General features: G+C 38.8%; 21 protein-coding genes and 2 tRNA genes. 22 read left to right on the top strand and 1 reads right to left on the bottom strand.

The window, feature by feature from the left end; translation table 11 throughout:
• Nucleotides 1-2 precede the first annotated feature (2 nt).
• From rnr to OZ002_RS05950, 21 genes are all read left to right on the top strand, one after another.
• Nucleotides 3-2,360, top strand: a complete 2,358-nt coding sequence (gene rnr, locus OZ002_RS06050; RefSeq protein WP_002299412.1) for a ribonuclease R — start codon at nt 3-5, stop codon at nt 2,358-2,360.
• Between the two features lie 21 nt (nt 2,361-2,381).
• Nucleotides 2,382-2,846: an SsrA-binding protein SmpB gene (gene smpB, locus OZ002_RS06045; protein ID WP_002289013.1), complete on the top strand. Its 465-nt coding sequence runs from the start codon at nt 2,382-2,384 to the stop codon at nt 2,844-2,846.
• 301 nt (nt 2,847-3,147) lie between these two features.
• Nucleotides 3,148-3,867: a F0F1 ATP synthase subunit A gene (atpB, locus tag OZ002_RS06040; protein WP_002289012.1), complete on the top strand. Its 720-nt coding sequence runs from the start codon at nt 3,148-3,150 to the stop codon at nt 3,865-3,867.
• A gap of 52 nt (nt 3,868-3,919) precedes the next feature.
• Nucleotides 3,920-4,135: an ATP synthase F0 subunit C gene (atpE, locus tag OZ002_RS06035; RefSeq protein WP_002289011.1), complete on the top strand. Its 216-nt coding sequence runs from the start codon at nt 3,920-3,922 to the stop codon at nt 4,133-4,135.
• A gap of 90 nt (nt 4,136-4,225) precedes the next feature.
• Nucleotides 4,226-4,750: a F0F1 ATP synthase subunit B gene (gene atpF, locus OZ002_RS06030; RefSeq protein WP_002289010.1), complete on the top strand. Its 525-nt coding sequence runs from the start codon at nt 4,226-4,228 to the stop codon at nt 4,748-4,750.
• Nucleotides 4,737-5,279 (top strand): F0F1 ATP synthase subunit delta, encoded by a 543-nt coding sequence (locus OZ002_RS06025; protein ID WP_002289009.1) that lies wholly within the window; start codon nt 4,737-4,739, stop codon nt 5,277-5,279. The genes atpF and OZ002_RS06025 overlap by 14 nt, the downstream gene beginning before the upstream one ends.
• Nucleotides 5,280-5,301: 22 nt before the next feature.
• Nucleotides 5,302-6,858, top strand: a complete 1,557-nt coding sequence (gene atpA / locus OZ002_RS06020; RefSeq protein WP_002289008.1) for a F0F1 ATP synthase subunit alpha — start codon at nt 5,302-5,304, stop codon at nt 6,856-6,858.
• Between the two features lie 13 nt (nt 6,859-6,871).
• The gene (locus tag OZ002_RS06015) at nt 6,872-7,774 is read left to right on the top strand and encodes a F0F1 ATP synthase subunit gamma (protein WP_002292792.1); all 903 of its coding nucleotides are present in this window, start codon (nt 6,872-6,874) and stop codon (nt 7,772-7,774) included.
• Nucleotides 7,775-7,796: 22 nt separating this feature from the next.
• The gene (gene atpD / locus OZ002_RS06010; RefSeq protein WP_002289006.1) at nt 7,797-9,203 is read left to right on the top strand and encodes a F0F1 ATP synthase subunit beta; all 1,407 of its coding nucleotides are present in this window, start codon (nt 7,797-7,799) and stop codon (nt 9,201-9,203) included.
• 13 nt (nt 9,204-9,216) lie between these two features.
• A complete protein-coding gene (locus OZ002_RS06005; protein ID WP_002289005.1) occupies nt 9,217-9,639 on the top strand; it encodes a F0F1 ATP synthase subunit epsilon in 423 nt (140 codons plus the stop codon).
• Between the two features lie 590 nt (nt 9,640-10,229).
• Complete coding sequence (locus OZ002_RS06000) at nt 10,230-10,460, top strand: DUF1146 family protein (RefSeq protein ID WP_002289004.1); 231 nt, start codon at nt 10,230-10,232, stop codon at nt 10,458-10,460.
• Between the two features lie 96 nt (nt 10,461-10,556).
• Nucleotides 10,557-11,858, top strand: a complete 1,302-nt coding sequence (gene murA, locus OZ002_RS05995) for a UDP-N-acetylglucosamine 1-carboxyvinyltransferase (RefSeq protein WP_002289003.1) — start codon at nt 10,557-10,559, stop codon at nt 11,856-11,858.
• A gap of 12 nt (nt 11,859-11,870) precedes the next feature.
• The gene (locus OZ002_RS05990) at nt 11,871-12,047 is read left to right on the top strand and encodes a DNA-directed RNA polymerase subunit beta (RefSeq protein ID WP_002292789.1); all 177 of its coding nucleotides are present in this window, start codon (nt 11,871-11,873) and stop codon (nt 12,045-12,047) included.
• Nucleotides 12,048-12,181: 134 nt separating this feature from the next.
• The gene (yidD, locus tag OZ002_RS05985) at nt 12,182-12,478 is read left to right on the top strand and encodes a membrane protein insertion efficiency factor YidD (RefSeq protein ID WP_002289000.1); all 297 of its coding nucleotides are present in this window, start codon (nt 12,182-12,184) and stop codon (nt 12,476-12,478) included.
• Nucleotides 12,479-12,541: 63 nt separating this feature from the next.
• Nucleotides 12,542-13,009 carry a GNAT family N-acetyltransferase gene (locus OZ002_RS05980; RefSeq protein ID WP_002296580.1) on the top strand — a complete coding sequence of 156 codons (468 nt, stop codon included), beginning with the start codon at nt 12,542-12,544 and terminating at the stop codon, nt 13,007-13,009.
• An 84-nt stretch (nt 13,010-13,093) separates the two neighbouring features.
• Entirely contained in the window at nt 13,094-13,978 is an 885-nt protein-coding gene (locus OZ002_RS05975; RefSeq protein ID WP_002299423.1) for an ROK family protein, read from the top strand.
• A gap of 113 nt (nt 13,979-14,091) precedes the next feature.
• Nucleotides 14,092-14,328, top strand: a complete 237-nt coding sequence (locus OZ002_RS05970; protein ID WP_002316425.1) for a DUF2969 domain-containing protein — start codon at nt 14,092-14,094, stop codon at nt 14,326-14,328.
• An 87-nt stretch (nt 14,329-14,415) separates the two neighbouring features.
• Nucleotides 14,416-14,496, top strand: a tRNA-Tyr gene (locus OZ002_RS05965).
• A 6-nt stretch (nt 14,497-14,502) separates the two neighbouring features.
• Nucleotides 14,503-14,574: transfer RNA gene (locus tag OZ002_RS05960), tRNA-Gln, on the top strand.
• A 124-nt stretch (nt 14,575-14,698) separates the two neighbouring features.
• Nucleotides 14,699-14,869: a hypothetical protein gene (locus OZ002_RS05955; protein ID WP_002294990.1), complete on the top strand. Its 171-nt coding sequence runs from the start codon at nt 14,699-14,701 to the stop codon at nt 14,867-14,869.
• Between the two features lie 219 nt (nt 14,870-15,088).
• Nucleotides 15,089-15,796, top strand: coding sequence for a GntR family transcriptional regulator (locus OZ002_RS05950; RefSeq protein ID WP_002292782.1), 708 nt, complete (start codon nt 15,089-15,091; stop codon nt 15,794-15,796).
• A 58-nt stretch (nt 15,797-15,854) separates the two neighbouring features.
• Here the strand turns inward: OZ002_RS05950 and OZ002_RS05945 are convergent, their stop codons facing one another.
• Nucleotides 15,855-16,499 carry a YigZ family protein gene (locus tag OZ002_RS05945; protein WP_002296584.1) on the bottom strand — a complete coding sequence of 215 codons (645 nt, stop codon included), beginning with the start codon at nt 16,497-16,499 and terminating at the stop codon, nt 15,855-15,857.
• Between the two features lie 126 nt (nt 16,500-16,625).
• Between OZ002_RS05945 and OZ002_RS05940 the strand changes: the two genes are divergently transcribed.
• Nucleotides 16,626-16,913 carry a DUF7662 domain-containing protein gene (locus OZ002_RS05940; RefSeq protein ID WP_002294988.1) on the top strand — a complete coding sequence of 96 codons (288 nt, stop codon included), beginning with the start codon at nt 16,626-16,628 and terminating at the stop codon, nt 16,911-16,913.
• Nucleotides 16,914-16,990: the final 77 nt, after the last annotated feature.

The raw sequence follows: 16,990 nt of genomic DNA, 5'->3' as shown, positions 1-16,990 counted from the left end.
ATATGACAAAAGAAACGATAAAAGAGAAAATTCTCTTTTTCATGGAAAGCAGTCGCAAACGCAGTTTTTCTATGGAAGAAATCGCTGAAGGTTTAGGGTTCCAAAAAAGCGATGATTTTAAATTACTAGTACAAACGATTGCTCAAATGGAAAGAGAACAGAGTATAGTTTTCAATAAAAAAGGAAAAGTGAAACTTCCTTTAAAACCAATCTTGATCGAAGGAACATTTCGAGCAAATGAACGAGGATTTGGATTTGTAACGATTGATCCCGAAGAAGATGACATCTATATCCCAAAAGAAGCGACTGGTTTTGCAATGGATGGAGACACCGTAGCAATCGATATCATGAAGCGAGCAAATACAGATATGGATCGCGGAGCAGAGGGGAAAGTAGTCGAGATTCGAGACCGGGCGACTACTCAGTTAGCAGGGGAATTCGTTGCTTATTCAGAAGAAGAAATACAAGAAACGGATCTTTACGGCGTTGTTATCCCGAAAGATAGAAAGCTCAACCAATTTAAAGTATATGCAGCAGCAGAGGGAGTTCGTCCAGTTGACGGAAGTATTGTGCTGATCGAACTGACCCATTACCCTGAAAAAGGGTATGCGACTAGTTTAGAAGGGATAATCAAGCAAGTGATTGGTCATAAGAATGACCCTGGCATGGATATCCTCTCAATTGTCGTGGCTAATGGTATCCCTACGAAATTTCCTGATGATGTATTGTCTGAAGCAGATGAAGTTCCAGATCAAATCAGCGAAAAGGATATAACTGGACGTAGAGATTTAAGAAATCAGCTCATTGTTACGATTGATGGAGAAGATGCAAAAGATCTAGATGATGCAGTTACGGTTAAAAAATTAGATAACGGTAATTATTTTCTTGGAGTACACATTGCAGATGTTTCTTACTATGTGACACAAGGCAGTCAATTGGACAGAGAAGCATATGAAAGAGGGACAAGTGTATATTTGACTGATCGAGTGATTCCGATGATCCCGCAACGTTTATCGAATGGTATCTGTTCACTGAATCCCCATGTTCCAAGGCTGACCATGAGTTGCGAAATGGAGATTGATCCAAATGGACAAGTAGTCTCTCATGATATTTTCCCAAGTGTGATCCAAACAACAGAACGGATGACCTACACAGCTGTCAATCAAATCTTAGAAGATCAAGACGAAGAAACGATGCAACGCTATGCTCAGCTCGTACCTATGTTCCAAGAAATGGGTGAATTGCATCGAATCCTTGAAACGATGCGAATCAAACGTGGCGCGATTTCTTTTGAGGATCGCGAAGCGAAAATCCTTGTTGATGCTGAAGGACACCCAAATGACATCCAGCTAAGAAGCAGAGGAATTGGTGAACGCTTGATCGAATCTTTCATGCTTGCGGCCAATGAAACGGTAGCTGAACATTATAATAAATTAAATCTGCCGTTTATTTACCGAATCCATGAACAGCCAAAAGAAGAAAAAATGCAGCGCTTCTTTGATTTTGCTTCAGCTTTGGGCATTCTGGTCCGAGGAACGAAAGGAACGATCACACCAAAAGATTTACAGCATGTGATCGAAGGAGTAGAAGACAAACCAGAAGCTGCAGTTATCAATACTATGTTGCTAAGAAGCATGCAACAAGCACGCTATTCAGAAGACAATTTTGGGCATTATGGCTTAGCGGCAGATTACTACACACACTTTACATCTCCTATTCGACGCTATCCCGATCTAATCGTCCATCGTCTGATCCGTTCTTACAGTGAAGATAAAAGTGAAAGCAATCAAAGTTCGTGGGCTGCGGAACTTCCTGAAATTGCAGATCATAGTTCTAAGATGGAACGTCGTGCAGTAGAAACAGAACGTGAAGTAGATTCCATGAAGAAAGCAGAATTCATGATGGACAAAGTGGGAGAAGAATTCGATGGGATCATCAGCTCTGTTGTGAAATTCGGCCTGTTTATCGAACTGCCGAATACAGTAGAAGGATTGATCCATATCAATGAATTGAAACAGGACTACTTCCATTTTGTTGAAAATCATTTAGCTCTTGTAGGTGAAAGAACTGGTCTGACTTTTAAAATCGGACAGAAAGTGCGAGTAAAAGTAGTCAAAGCTGATCCAGATGAACGGGCAGTAGATTTTGAACTTGTTTCCGCAGAAGAGGTTACAGCGTTGGAACGGCCAAAAATACGAAATGGAAAATCAGGAAAACGCGAAGGAAAACAAGCAGGAAAACGCCCAGAAAGAAATGGCAAGAAGAACAAACGATATAGCGATAGTAAGCAAACGTTCGGTAAGAAAAAAGGGAAGAAGCCATTTTACAAAGGTGTTAAAAAGAAGAAAAAGAAAAAATAAAATGAGTTGGAGGAAACAGCTATGCCAAAAGGCGAGGGAAAATTAATTGCACAAAACAAGAAAGCTCGCCATGATTATTCGATCATCGACACGATGGAAGCAGGGATGGTCTTGCAAGGAACCGAGATCAAGTCGATACGAAACAGCCGGATCAATCTAAAAGATGGATTTATTCGCGTCCGCAACGGAGAAGCTTTCTTGCATAATGTTCATATCAGTCCTTATGAACAAGGAAATATTTTTAATCATGATCCGTTGCGCACGAGAAAGTTATTATTACACAAAAAACAAATCATCCGTCTTGAAAATGAATTGAAAAATACTGGGATCACTGTTGTTCCTTTAAAAGTCTATATTCGTAACGGCTATGCCAAGGTATTGATTGGTCTGGCAAAAGGGAAAAAATCGTATGATAAACGGGAAGATTTGAAACGAAAAGATATCGATCGACAAATTGATCGAACATTAAAAAATTTCTCTAGATAATTTCATTATCCTTTTTCGCATATTCGGTGCTTTTGCTTTTACTTAATGATAAAATTTGTTAGCATTTAATCTGATAAAACATGATTATCATAGGTTTTTTCTTAGATCAGGAGCACCGTGTATAAAGAAAAATTCGCTTCGTTTTTGACTGAAATAAAAAAGTGTCTAATTTTCATGAAAATGTTTTGAATTTTCTGTTTCATGGTGGTATGATACCGTGTGGTTAGAAACCGATTGGAAAAAACCAGATACGCACATGAATTGATTTTATGTGAATTTCGGGGAAAAGAGGTGAAATGGATTGGATGAACGCTCGCTAACGTTCCACATTGGACCAATTTGGTTTGATGGTACAGTTTGTATAATGGTGTTACTGACCTGTTTGATTGTTTTCTTCTTAGCTTACTTTTTTACAAGAAATCTTAAGTTGAAACCAACAGGCAAACAAAATGCGATAGAATGGGTCATTGATTTTAGTCGAGGAATCGTAACAGATAATCTGCCTAGAAAAGAATTGAGCAATTTCCATTTGTTGGCATTTACATTGTTTTTATTTGTTTTTGTTGCAAACAACATCGGTTTAGTAACAAAAATCGTTTTACCTAACGAAACAACACTTTGGAAAAGCCCGACAGCAGACCCGTTTGTTACTTTAACTTTGGCATTTATAATGATCTTACTTACTCACTTATTTGGGGTGAAAAAGTTAGGCTTCAAAGGATATTTCGTAAATTCGTTCTTGAAACCATATAGTTTTATGTTTCCGATGAAACTGATTGAAGAATTTACAAACTTATTAACACTTGCTTTACGTCTTTATGGGAATATTTATGCGGGGGAAGTTTTGCTAACCTTGATTGCAAAAATGGTAATAAGCTTAGGCTGGTTCTCATTGCCGTTAGCAATTCCATTAGAGATGGTCTGGATCGCATTCTCCTTGTTTATCGGAAGCATCCAAGCATTTGTCTTCGTTACTTTATCTATGGTTTATATGAGCCATAAGATTGAAGTGGAAGAATAATATTCGTTTTAAAAACAAACTACTATTTATCTAATTTAGGAGGAAAACAATTATGAATTATATCGCAGCAGCAATCGCAATCATGGGAGCAGCAATCGGAGCCGGTTATGGTAACGGTCAAGTTATCTCTAAAACAATCGAATCAATGGCTCGCCAACCTGAAATGTCTGGTCAATTCCGTACAACAATGTTTATCGGGGTAGCTCTAGTCGAAGCTGTTCCTATCTTAGGGGTAGTTGTCGCCTTGATTCTAGTTTTTGGTGTTTAATTGAATCAGTATTAAGGCAGAAACAATTTGGTTTGTTACTGCTTTTTTACATGAAAACTAGAAGTACTTCAAAGAAAGGAAGGCTCGCCTATGCTGAATCAATTGGCAATTGCAGAAGTTGGCAATGCGATGTTAGGAAATGTCATCGTTGTCAGCGGCTCATTTTTGATACTACTGGCTCTCTTGAAGCATTTTGCTTGGGGACCAATCAGCGATATTTTGAAAAAACGTGAAGACAAGATCGCCAATGATTTGGATTCTGCAGAACAATCTCGCATCAACTCAGCGAAAATGGAACAAGAACGCGAACAACAATTGTTAGCCTCTCGTTCTGATGCAGCTGATATCATCAAAAATGCGAAAGAAAGTGGAGAATTAAGCCGCCAAAATATTTTGAAGGATGCTCAAGAAGAAGCAGCTCGTCTAAAAAGTAAAGCCCAAGCTGATATCACTGTAGAACGTGATTCAGCGCTGAACTCTGTAAAAGACGATGTTGCAGAACTATCTCTTCAAATCGCGGAAAAAATCTTGAACAAAGAATTATCTCCAGAAATGCACGAATCATTAATCAATCAATATATCGAAGGTCTAGGTTCTTCAAATGAAACTAGATAAATATACAGTAGGAAGACGTTACGGGAAAGCTTTATTTGAACTGGCGATCGATTCAAATCAAGCAGAAGAAATCTATCAAGATCTCGTAAGCTTACGTCAAATCTATGAACAAGTACCTGGATTAGGTAATATGTTAAGTGATGTTCGTCTAGAACCTCATGAAAAACGAGAAATCATGGACAAGCTTGTTAGTGGCTATGATGGAATCGTTAAAAACTTTTTAGAAGTTGTTTATGCGTATAACCGAATGGATGATCTTTTGTTCATGATCGAAGAATATGAACGTCGATATGATGAACATCAAGGTTTGCTGTTGGGAAGTGTCACAACAGCAGTTCCACTTTCAGACGAACAACGAATACAATTAGAAAAGAATGTTGCAAAAACAATGAACTATCAATCAGTCGAATTAAAACAAATCGTTGATTCTTCTATTATTGGTGGCGCGATTGTTGAAGCTAACCATCGAGTAATCGACGGAAGCATTCGCACGCAATTAGAAAATATGCGTAATCAATTAAATAGATAGTACAAAGAGGTAGGTGAATCGAATGGCCATCAAAGCAGAAGAAATTAGTGCCTTGATTAAAGAACAAATTGAAAATTATCAAAACGTGCTTTCAGTCGAAGAAATCGGTACCGTAACTTATGTAGGTGACGGGATCGCTCGTGCACATGGTTTAGAAAACGCGATGAGTGGTGAGTTGCTTGAATTTTCAAATGGCTCATACGGAATGGCGCAAAACTTAGAATCAAATGATGTAGGTATCATTATCCTTGGCGATTTCGAGTCCATTCGTGAAGGAGATAAAGTAAAACGAACAGGAAAGATCATGGAAGTTCCAGTTGGAGAGGCCTTGATCGGACGGGTAGTTAATCCGCTAGGTCAGCCAATCGACGGACTAGGTGAAATCGTTACTGACAAAGCTCGTCCAGTAGAAGCAATGGCACCAGGCGTTATGCAACGTAAATCTGTTAACGAACCAATGCAAACAGGTCTAAAAGCAATCGACGCTCTTGTACCAATCGGACGCGGCCAACGTGAATTAGTTATCGGTGACCGTAAAACAGGGAAAACTTCCATTGCGATCGATACGATCATCAACCAAAAAGGTCAAGATATGATCTGTATCTATGTAGCAATCGGACAAAAAGATTCTACAGTTCGTACACAAGTTGAAACATTGAAAAAATATGGCGCAATGGATTACACAATCGTTGTGAATGCCGGTGCGTCTCAACCAGCGCCGTTGCTTTATATCGCACCATATGCTGGTACTGCAATGGGTGAAGAGTTCATGTACAACGGGAAACATGTCTTGATCATTTTTGATGATCTTTCAAAACAAGCTGTTGCTTATCGTGAACTTTCCTTGCTACTTCGCCGTCCACCAGGTCGTGAAGCTTATCCAGGGGATGTTTTCTACTTACACTCACGCTTATTGGAACGTGCAGCAAAATTAAGTGATGATTTAGGTGGCGGTTCAATGACTGCCTTACCATTTGTTGAAACACAAGCTGGAGATATCTCTGCTTATATCCCAACAAACGTTATTTCGATCACTGATGGACAAATCTTCTTAGAAAGCGACTTGTTCTACGCAGGGACTCGTCCAGCGGTTGATGCCGGACTATCTGTATCTCGTGTAGGGGGTTCTGCGCAAATCAAAGCAATGAAAAAAGTTGCTGGGACTTTACGTCTAGACTTAGCAAGTTACCGTGAATTAGAAGCATTTACACAATTCGGTTCTGACTTGGATGCAGCAACACAAGCAAAACTAAATCGTGGACGCCGTACAGTAGAAATCTTGAAACAAAAATTGCATGCACCGCTAGCTGTTGAAAAACAAGTAGTGATTTTGTATGCTTTGACACATGGATTCTTAGATAGTATCCCTGTAGACAGTATTTTAGACTTCGAACATGAATTATTCGAATATCTGGATACCAATCATTCAGATATCTTTGAAACAATCCGTACAACAAAAGATCTTCCAGAAGAAGAAGCGTTGAACAGTGCGATTCAGGAATATAAAGACATGTTCTTAGCTACAAAAGGAAATAATTCCTCTACAGAAGATAAATTGAAATCCATTCAAAATGCATAGTGAGGTGAGATGAATGGGTGCTTCATTAAATGAAATCAAGACACGTATCGCTTCAACGAAAAAAACGAGCCAAATCACGCGGGCAATGCAGATGGTGTCTGCTTCTAAGTTGACAAAATCTGAAGCTTCTTCACAGAAGTTTCAGGTTTATGCAACAAAAGTAAGAGAAATCGTTACGCATTTGACTGCTACTCAGTTAAATGATATTGCCTCAGAAAATCCTAGAGGGGATATCAATTACAACAGCATGCTGCTCAGCCGTCCTGTTAAGAAAACTGGTTATATCGTCATCACTGCAGATGGCGGTTTAGTCGGTGGATATAACAGCTCGATATTGAAACAAACGATGTCTATTTTAGAAGAAGACCACCAATCACCCGATGATTACGTGATGATCGCAATTGGCGGAACTGGTGCAGACTTCTTTAAAGCACGCGGTATCAATCTAGCATATGAGCTGCGCAATCTATCTGATCAGCCAAGCTTTGATGAAGTCCGCAAAATCGTAAATATGGCAACAACTATGTACCAAAACGAAGTATTCGATGAATTATACGTATGTTATAACCATCATATCAATTCGCTAACTAGTCAGTTTCGTGTAGAAAAAATGCTGCCAATCTCAGACTTAGATCCAGAAGAAGCAACTACTTTCGAACAAGAATATATTTTTGAACCTTCAAAAGAAGAAATCTTGTCTCAGTTATTGCCTCAGTATGCTGAAAGTTTGATCTACGGTGCGATCGTTGACGCCAAAACAGCAGAACATGCTGCTGGTATGACAGCAATGAAAACAGCAACTGATAATGCTGCTAATATCATTGATGAGCTGACGGTTTCTTATAACCGTGCAAGACAAGGGGCTATTACCCAAGAAATTACCGAAATTGTTGCCGGAGCTTCGGCACTAGAATAGTATTGAGATTGGAGGAAAAAAGATGAGTTCAGGCAAGATTGTTCAAGTAATCGGTCCCGTTGTCGACGTGGAATTTTCTTTAGACCAATCCTTACCAGATATCAACAACGCATTAGTTGTTTATAAAAATGACGAAAATAAATCAAAAGTTGTTCTTGAAGCAGCGTTAGAATTAGGGGACGGAGTGATCCGGACCATTGCGATGGAATCAACAGATGGTTTACAAAGAGGAATGGAAGTCATTGATACAGGCAAAGCAATCTCTGTTCCTGTAGGTAAAGAAACATTAGGTCGCGTATTCAACGTACTAGGAGATACGATCGATTTAGAAACACCTTTCCCAGAAGATGCGGAAAGAAGCGAAATTCATAAAAAAGCACCAGCCTTTGACGAATTAAGTACAAGTACAGAAATTTTGGAAACAGGGATCAAAGTTATCGATTTGCTTGCCCCATATTTAAAAGGTGGGAAAGTCGGACTATTCGGTGGTGCCGGTGTTGGTAAAACCGTACTGATCCAAGAACTGATCCATAATATCGCCCAAGAACATGGTGGTATTTCTGTATTTACCGGTGTAGGTGAACGTACTCGTGAAGGTAATGACTTGTATTATGAAATGAAAGATTCAGGAGTTATCGAAAAAACAGCCATGGTGTTCGGACAAATGAACGAACCACCAGGTGCACGTATGCGTGTTGCTTTGACTGGTTTGACGATTGCGGAATATTTCCGTGATGTAGAAGGTCAAGATGTACTGTTGTTTATCGACAACATTTTCCGTTTCACTCAAGCTGGATCTGAAGTATCAGCCTTGTTAGGACGGATGCCTTCTGCGGTTGGTTATCAACCAACATTGGCAACAGAAATGGGTCAATTGCAAGAACGTATCACATCTACGAAAAAAGGTTCGATCACATCGATCCAAGCAATCTATGTGCCAGCCGATGACTACACTGACCCGGCGCCGGCAACAGCATTCGCCCATTTGGATGCGACAACCAACTTGGAACGTAAATTAACAGAACAAGGGATTTATCCAGCGGTAGATCCATTGGCTTCTTCTTCAAGTGCTTTAGCACCTGAAATCGTGGGAGAAGAACATTATAAAGTAGCAACAGAAGTTCAACACGTATTGCAACGATATCGTGAATTACAAGATATCATTGCTATCTTAGGTATGGATGAATTATCCGATCAAGAAAAAGTGTTAGTTTCTCGTGCCCGCAGAGTCCAATTCTTCTTGTCACAAAACTTTAACGTGGCTGAACAATTTACTGGTCTTCCAGGTTCATATGTCCCTGTAGAAGAAACAGTGAAAGGATTCCGCGAAATCTTGGAAGGCAAATACGATGATCTTCCTGAAGAAGCTTTCCGAAGTGTTGGCCGAATCGAAGACGTCGTAGAAAAAGCGAAAACACTAGGCTACTAGAAAGGGGTGCCCCATGGATCAATATTTAACAGTAAATGTGGTAACTCCTGCCGGTTTGGTCTATGATCACCATGCAGCTATCGTCGTTGCACGTACGACAGCTGGTGAGCTTGGGATTTTGCCTAAACATGCACCAATCATCGTTCCATTGACTATTGATGAAGTTCGTGTAAAACGAACAGATTCAGATACCCACGTCGATTGGATCGCTGTTAATGGCGGAATCATGGAAGTTCGTGATAATGTTGTTTCAATCGTTGCTGATAGTGCGGAACGTGAACGTGATATCGATGTATCTCGTGCGGAACGTGCAAAACAACGCGCAGAACGCCAAATCGAAGAAGCAAAAGCAAAACAAGATACGAACGAATTGAAACGGGCAACTGTTGCGTTGCACCGAGCAATCAATCGTATCAAAGTATCTAAGCACTCATAAAATGAGATGCGGATGTTTATCCGTGTTTAAGAACAGTAAAAAGAGGTTATGACAGAAGTGGTCAGCTTCAAGACATAAGAAGGAATTTACGAAAATTGCTTCTCAAATTTTTGTGAAATCTCAGCTTATTTTTCGAAGAAGCTACTTCTGGAACACCGTATATCAGAGGTTGTGAAAAAGCTGCCTTGCATCAAGTAATAAGAACAGCTAAACAAAAATAGCTCCTTATATTTTTCGTTTGGTTGGACTTATTACCGCAGATGCAAGCTTTTGAACACCGTATATCAGAGGTTGTAAAATCAGCGTTTTGTCCTGAGTATTAGAGAAACAAATGGAAAATAGTTCCTCATATTTTGCCGTTTTTTGAGCTAATACCGAGGGTCAGATGATTGAACACCGTTTATTTGGAATAAGGGACTGCGACAAGACTTTTGTCTCAGTCCCTTTTTTTGCATATTTTTAGCATTTATTTCCTAAAAAATGTAAGGGGATTCCTATATTTTTAAGTATACTTGTTTTTCCTTTTATACATTTTATGGTATTATCATTTTATTAGTTATTATAAAACAATCGTTAGAAAGGACGTCATTATGCAAGTATACGGAATTGATGCGGTGCTTCGAATCGTGAGTCATTTGGCGTTTATCTACTTAGCCTTCTGGTCTTTACGTTCGTTACGCATTGAAACTTTTTTCAGACCAATGCATAATACGCAAATTAGAATGGCAATCGTACTTTTTTCAATTTTTTTAGGGTACACTGCAAGTAATTTTTTCTTAGAAGTTATCGCTTTATGCCGAAATCTTTTCGTTAGCCTGTAAATTTTAAAAAAAGGTACTATTTTAAAAGCAAGGATGTTATAATAGAAAAGATTTTGAGTAAGTGTATGCTCATTGGAATTTTTTGGAGGGAACAACATGGAAGAGATCATCGTAAGAGGTGGCAATCAATTAAATGGAACAGTAAGAATTGAAGGAGCTAAAAATGCTGTTTTGCCTATTTTAGCTGCTAGTTTGTTAGCAGAAGAAGGTATTACGACATTAGACAACGTTCCGATTCTTTCTGATGTCTTCACTATGAATCAAGTGATTCGTCACTTAAACGTAGATGTAGATTTTGATGAACAAAAGAATCAAGTAACAATCGACGCTTCAAGACAATTAGAAATCGAAGCGCCTTATGAGTATGTTAGTCAAATGCGTGCTTCAATCGTTGTGATGGGTCCGCTACTTGCCAGAAATGGACATGCAAAAGTAGCTATGCCTGGTGGATGTGCGATTGGTAAACGACCAATCGATTTGCATTTAAAAGGATTTCAAGCTTTAGGAGCAAAAATTATTCAAAAAAACGGCTATATCGAAGCAATTGCGGATGAATTGATCGGTAACACGATTTATTTAGATTTCCCTAGTGTAGGTGCTACTCAAAATATCATGATGGCTGCTGTAAAAGCAAAAGGAACAACCATCATTGAAAACGTAGCTCGCGAACCAGAAATCGTTGACTTAGCAAACATTTTGAATAAAATGGGCGCTCAAGTCTATGGAGCTGGTACTGAAACAATGCGTATTGAAGGCGTGGATCATTTACATGCAGTCAACCACTCAATCGTGCAAGATCGTATCGAAGCAGGTACCTTTATGGTTGCTGCTGCAATGACACAAGGCAATGTGCTGATTGCAGATGCTATCTCTGAACATAACCGCCCATTGATTTCTAAATTGATCGAAATGGGTGCAGAAATCATTGAAGAAGAAGGCGGAGTCCGTGTCATCGGACCAAAACATATCTTACCTACAGATGTAAAAACGATGCCTCATCCTGGTTTCCCTACAGATATGCAAGCTCAAATGACAGCTATCCAATTAGTTGCAGAAGGTACAAGTGTGGTGACTGAAACAGTGTTTGAAAATCGTTTCCAACATTTAGAAGAGATGCGCCGTATGAACGCTCATGTCAAAATCGACGGAAATGTAGCAATCATGGATGGAAACCATGAATTGCAAGGTGCAGAAGTATATGCAACAGACTTGCGGGCAGCAGCAGCATTAGTTTTAGCTGGCTTGAAAGCAAATGGAATCACACGTGTGCGTAACTTGAATTATCTAGACCGTGGATATTATAATTTCCATATCAAACTACAGCAATTAGGTGCAGACGTCGAACGTGTAGACATGGATCAAACTTCTGCTGAAAAAACAGCACAAACGATTGCTTAAGGAAGTGGCTGAATGAGTAACCAACGATATATCTTATTAACTTTGATAAAGATTTTAGTGGTGATCTTATTGCTTATCCTTCTTTTTGTGGCCGGAACGATGATCGGATATGGTGTCATCGGTGGCGGCAATCCATTTAAAGTATTCCAGCCAAGTTTGTGGATTCATATTCGAGACTTTTTTCATTGATAAATAAGAATCACAGTGGTTCTAGTCGATATGAAGTGAGCCATGAAGCAGAACATGATAAAAGAAAACAGAAGGGAACGTTGACGTTAGTCGCGATCCCTTTTTTTAGTAAAAGAAAAGAAGGAATCTAATTGATGAAGAAGATATTGATTTATTTAGTTAGAGGATATCAGCGCTTTATTTCGCCTGCATTTCCACCTAGCTGCCGTTATTACCCAACCTGTTCCAATTATATGATAAAAGCAATTCAAACCCATGGTGCGCTAAAAGGGACGGTAATGGGGACTGCACGGATCTTACGCTGTCATCCTTTTGTCAAAGGCGGTATCGATTATGTACCATTGACATTCCGATTAACGCGAAATAAGAAAGATAAAAAAGAACCAGATTATAAAAAGGTTGTGAAAAATACGGGTAGCACTGAGCGATAAAGAAAAAGAGGAAAATTATTGTCAAAGTAACAACTCCGCAACTACTTATATGGGGGACAAAAAATGATCGAAGAACTAAACAAGAAAGATTTACCATGGTCCTTGTTATTAGATGCAGATCCTGATAAAGAAAAAGTTCAAGTATATGTTTCCAGAGGGAGTGGCTGGATATGGAAAGAAAAAGAAAAAACAATAGGTGTACTGATCTATGTGGCAAGGGAAAAAGAATACGAAATCGTCAATGTAGCAGTAGCCCCAACGTATCAAGGAAAGGGGATTGGCGGAAAATTACTTGAGACAGCTTTTCAGAAGCTTTCACAACTCGCTTCCAGTCAAACTCAGATCATCATACGAACCGGCAGTACTAGCAGTGCGGCGTTACATCTCTATCAAAAAATGGGCTATGTGGAGATTGGTCGAGTCAAAGACTATTTTATCCATCATTACTCTGAGCCCATTTTTGAAAATGGAGATCAATTAAGGGATCAAGTGATTTTAGCAATTCACTTACCTAAAAATAGCTTTAACTAATAAAATTTCAATTCAAGAAAATGCTTTCAAATGCTAAATAGATACATTACAATAGCTTTAGCAAACAAAAAGGAGAATATTTTTATGGGAATATTAGTTTTTGATTTTGGTGGATCGGCTGTCAAATATGGTTGTTGGGATGGCAAAGAGATTAAAGGCAAGGGACAATTTGCAACGCCTGAATCTTGGGAAGAAATGAAAGCGCAATTATTTCAAGTTTATAAAAAAATACTCGTTTCTTTTGAAGTCGAAGGAATTGGAATCAGCTCTCCTGGAGTAGTGAATAATGAGAAACAGGTGATTGAGGGAATCAGTGCGATTCCTTATATTCATGGATTTAATATTTTCCGAGATTTGGAAACTCTGTTTCAACTTCCAGTAACGATTGAAAATGACGCCAACTGTGCCGGAATGGCTGAATTTTATGAAGGTGCTGCCCGCGATTATCAAGATGTTGCTTTTGTTGTAGCAGGAACTGGGATTGGCGGGGCGTTGTTCACGAAAGGACAAATCAATAAAGGGGCACATCTTTACGGTGGAGAGTTTGGGTTGATGTTCTTAGATGGCGATAAGACATTCAGTAAAATTGGTACAGCGGTACAGATGGCTTGGCGTTATTGTGAACGAAAAGGTCTCGATAAAAATGCTTATACCGGAAAAGATGTCTTTGAATTAGCAGAAACTGGAGATGCAATAGCAAAAGAAGAAGTTGAGAGTTTTTATACGTATCTTACAAAGGGATTATTCAGTATTCAATTTTCGTTTGATCCAGAAGTGATCGTATTAGGCGGCGGGGTTTCTGCAAAAGAAGGGCTCATTGATGAGATCAAAAGCCGAATGAAGAAGCTGACAGAACAATTCGATTTGCATGATTTCGAACCGCAGATTTTATTATGTGAATACAGAAACGATGCTAATCTTGTAGGTGCAGCAGCAAACTATCTCGCTGTACGTCAAGGAGAGAATTAAGAGCTTTAGAGAAGGTGCAGCTTGCATAAAAGAAGTGAATGAAATGAATAGGAGATTTTTACCTAAGGAATGTTTTATTTGCTGCAGTATGATAAAATATCTGAGAGGTGAAAATGATGTCAAAAAAAAATAAAGATATTGAAGTGCGTATAGAAGAAGTGAAAAAAGATATCAAAGGTAAGAATTATGAAGTCACTCAGTTATTTATAGGGAAAAAAATGATTGGTGAGATCTTAGCCTATGGACCAAAAGAATATGAAATTTTCTTTGGTGAAGAAGATTTTGGAAAAGAAAAAAGTCTTGAAAATGCGATAGAAACAGTGATTCGACACTGGAATCTGCACGAATAAAAAAATATCAAAAAAACTTTCAATAAAGGGTTGCAAAAATCTGGAAAATTAGGTATTATAACTAAGTCAGGTTGATACAAACCTTTCGGAGGAGTAGCGAAGTGGCTAAACGCGACGGACTGTAAATCCGTTCCTTAGGGTTCAGTGGTTCGAATCCACTCTCCTCCATTTCATTGGGGTATAGCCAAGCGGTAAGGCAAGGGACTTTGACTCCCTCATGCGTTGGTTCGAATCCAGCTACCCCAGTATACCACAATCGTAAGCTCTCGTTAGTTCGAGAGCTCTTTTTTTTGCTTTGCTACCTTGTTCCTTGAAGATTCTGCTGATTTAAGATAGAGTTAAGTTAACTACAAGAATTGGAGGGATCCACATGAAATGGAAAGAAAAAGTAGACGAAGCAGCTGAAAAGTTATATGATTTGGTCAAATCAGAAAAATACAATATTGAAGTGAATATTCCGAAAAAAGGCGGAAAAGCGGTCCAGGTAAAATCAAAACGCCCAACGAATCATACAAAAAAATGGATGGCTAAAAACCGCTAATAATAACAAAAGATCCATAAGTCGGCATTTTCATCGATTTTAGGGTCTTTTGTTATTTTCTAGGTTGGACATATCTAAAAAATTGTTTCTGACAATAGGAGTAGGAAGAACGATGTGTGTCTAAATCCTCTGTTGATGGATAGAAACCTTTATCTTTTTCAGTTGTGAATCAGGTATATACCAGTTATAATAGAAGAAACGAAAGGACGGGTGTACGTTATGTCGAATCAATTACCTGTATATATACAGATTCATGACCAATTAAAAAATGAAATCGAACAAGGTATATGGAAAGTCGGAGACCGTCTTCCTTCAGAAAGAGAATTAGCAGTGAAATTCAATGTCAGCCGTATGACGTTGAGACAAGCAATTCAAAACTTGGCAGATGAAGGAATCTTAGAAAGAAAGATCGGTTCGGGTACATATGTTGCGCGAGAAAAAGTACAAGAAAAAATGTCTGGTGCAACAAGTTTTACAGAAATTATGGAATCGCAAAATCGAGTACCATCTAGTCGGACAATCTCTTATTTCTTGACTTCGCCAAGCTCAAGTGAAATGGAAAAACTAAACTTGAGTAAAGATGACACGATCTTGCGAATGGAACGTATTCGTTTCGCAGATGATGTCCCTATTTGTTTTGAAGTTGCCAGTGTGCCACAAAAGCTGATCGATGGCTACAGCAAAGCAGAGATTACTGAATCGTTGTATCGCACGCTAGAAGAAAAAGGCGGGAAAAAGATCGGTCCAGCGAATCAAACGATTACTGCTGTGTTGGCTTCTGAGAAAATTGCTGACTATTTAGAGGTAAAACGAGGAGATGCAGTTCTTCGTTTGCGCCAGATTTCTTATTTTGAAGACGGTACGCCGTTTGAGTATGTGCGTACGCAATACGTAGGAAATCGTTTTGAGTTTTATTTGGAAAAATAAAAAACAGGTGATCCCTGATTCCTTATTAGAAATAAAAGAGAATCAGAATCACCTGTTTTTATATATGATCAGTTACCAGTTGCTCGTGATAAGAAACAGGACCCTCTTCAAATTGGACTTGTCCGTTCAGCAGCTCAATGATGGATTCTTTAAAGTGGTCAGCACTTTTTTCATCTACAGCACAGATGACGCTAACTTGATCAGTATATTGGATTTCTTTTATAAAAAAATGTTGGAGTTCAAGATAATTCTGTAATTTTCCTAGTTGCGGATACGTGATCATCACAGAGATCTCCTGTTGCAAGGTACCTTCTACGATTCCAATGTCAGACAATGCTTGAGAGACAGCATGAGTGTATGCTCGTATTAATCCGCCTGTGCCGAGTTTCGTTCCTCCAAAATATCGAGTGACTACTGCAGCTACATTGATCAGTTGATTTTTTTTGAGGACTTCCAACATCGGTACGCCCGCCGTTCCACTTGGTTCTCCATCATCGCTGCTTCGCTGGATTTCATTTTTTTCTCCAATGATGAAGGCGCTGCAGTTATGGTTCGCTTTCCAATGTTCTTTTTTTATTTCTTGAATGAAACTTTTTGCTTGGTCCTCTGATTCTATTCGTCTAAGAGAACAGATAAAGCGTGATTTTTTGATCTCAATCTCACTTTGTCCATTTTCTTTTATTGTACGATAGCGCTCGATCATCTTGTCACCTCTTTTTTTCATTTTCTTTATTCAGTATAAATAAAGTTCTAGGTTGTTTCAACACTGTAACGGTTGCGCAATCGCTGTAGTATGCGATAATAAAGACAAAGGTAGGTGGATCTTGGGATGCAGGAACGAATGAAAAAGTACGATGCAATTACGCATTATTTGAAGAACAATGGCGGCTCTCAAGTAACGTTGACCTTTACCCAATTTGACGAACTGCTGTTTCCCAGTAACGGACTTCCCAAAACAGCAAGGGAAAGTACAGATTGGTGGGCAAATGATTATAAACACCCTGAAAAAGGTGCCTATGGCTGGATAAATGCAGGCTATGAAGTAGTTGTCATCAATTTGGACAAAGAATATGTCGTGTTCAATAAATTAGTGAAATCTAGTTGGCTATTTGATTAAATAAACCGCGTTTAGAAAACGTTGACAAATTTCTTTCTTTTTATATAATAGAGTAACAGACGCGAAGAAAACGTTTG

Source organism: Enterococcus sp. E4-150 (genome assembly GCF_035726465.1).
Lineage (GTDB): Bacteria > Bacillota > Bacilli > Lactobacillales > Enterococcaceae > Enterococcus_B > Enterococcus_B faecium.
This window is presented reverse-complemented; position numbering and strand designations above follow the sequence as displayed.

What these genes read in the sequence shown, in the direction of transcription:
- atpD (WP_002289006.1), top strand. Translation starts at nt 7,797, where the DNA reads ATGAGTTCAGGCAAGATTGTTCAAGTAATCGGTCCCGTTGTCGACGTG.
- yidD (WP_002289000.1), top strand. Translation starts at nt 12,182, where the DNA reads ATGAAGAAGATATTGATTTATTTAGTTAGAGGATATCAGCGCTTTATT.
- OZ002_RS05980 (WP_002296580.1), top strand. Translation starts at nt 12,542, where the DNA reads ATGATCGAAGAACTAAACAAGAAAGATTTACCATGGTCCTTGTTATTA.
- OZ002_RS06015 (WP_002292792.1), top strand. Translation starts at nt 6,872, where the DNA reads ATGGGTGCTTCATTAAATGAAATCAAGACACGTATCGCTTCAACGAAA.
- OZ002_RS05940 (WP_002294988.1), top strand. Translation starts at nt 16,626, where the DNA reads ATGCAGGAACGAATGAAAAAGTACGATGCAATTACGCATTATTTGAAG.
- OZ002_RS06000 (WP_002289004.1), top strand. Translation starts at nt 10,230, where the DNA reads ATGCAAGTATACGGAATTGATGCGGTGCTTCGAATCGTGAGTCATTTG.
- OZ002_RS05990 (WP_002292789.1), top strand. Translation starts at nt 11,871, where the DNA reads ATGAGTAACCAACGATATATCTTATTAACTTTGATAAAGATTTTAGTG.
- atpF (WP_002289010.1), top strand. Translation starts at nt 4,226, where the DNA reads ATGCTGAATCAATTGGCAATTGCAGAAGTTGGCAATGCGATGTTAGGA.
- atpA (WP_002289008.1), top strand. Translation starts at nt 5,302, where the DNA reads ATGGCCATCAAAGCAGAAGAAATTAGTGCCTTGATTAAAGAACAAATT.
- atpE (WP_002289011.1), top strand. Translation starts at nt 3,920, where the DNA reads ATGAATTATATCGCAGCAGCAATCGCAATCATGGGAGCAGCAATCGGA.
- OZ002_RS05945 (WP_002296584.1), bottom strand. Translation starts at nt 16,499, where the DNA reads ATGATCGAGCGCTATCGTACAATAAAAGAAAATGGACAAAGTGAGATT.
- OZ002_RS05970 (WP_002316425.1), top strand. Translation starts at nt 14,092, where the DNA reads ATGATGTCAAAAAAAAATAAAGATATTGAAGTGCGTATAGAAGAAGTG.
- OZ002_RS05975 (WP_002299423.1), top strand. Translation starts at nt 13,094, where the DNA reads ATGGGAATATTAGTTTTTGATTTTGGTGGATCGGCTGTCAAATATGGT.
- rnr (WP_002299412.1), top strand. Translation starts at nt 3, where the DNA reads ATGACAAAAGAAACGATAAAAGAGAAAATTCTCTTTTTCATGGAAAGC.
- OZ002_RS06025 (WP_002289009.1), top strand. Translation starts at nt 4,737, where the DNA reads ATGAAACTAGATAAATATACAGTAGGAAGACGTTACGGGAAAGCTTTA.
- smpB (WP_002289013.1), top strand. Translation starts at nt 2,382, where the DNA reads ATGCCAAAAGGCGAGGGAAAATTAATTGCACAAAACAAGAAAGCTCGC.
- OZ002_RS05955 (WP_002294990.1), top strand. Translation starts at nt 14,699, where the DNA reads ATGAAATGGAAAGAAAAAGTAGACGAAGCAGCTGAAAAGTTATATGAT.
- OZ002_RS05950 (WP_002292782.1), top strand. Translation starts at nt 15,089, where the DNA reads ATGTCGAATCAATTACCTGTATATATACAGATTCATGACCAATTAAAA.
- OZ002_RS06005 (WP_002289005.1), top strand. Translation starts at nt 9,217, where the DNA reads ATGGATCAATATTTAACAGTAAATGTGGTAACTCCTGCCGGTTTGGTC.
- murA (WP_002289003.1), top strand. Translation starts at nt 10,557, where the DNA reads ATGGAAGAGATCATCGTAAGAGGTGGCAATCAATTAAATGGAACAGTA.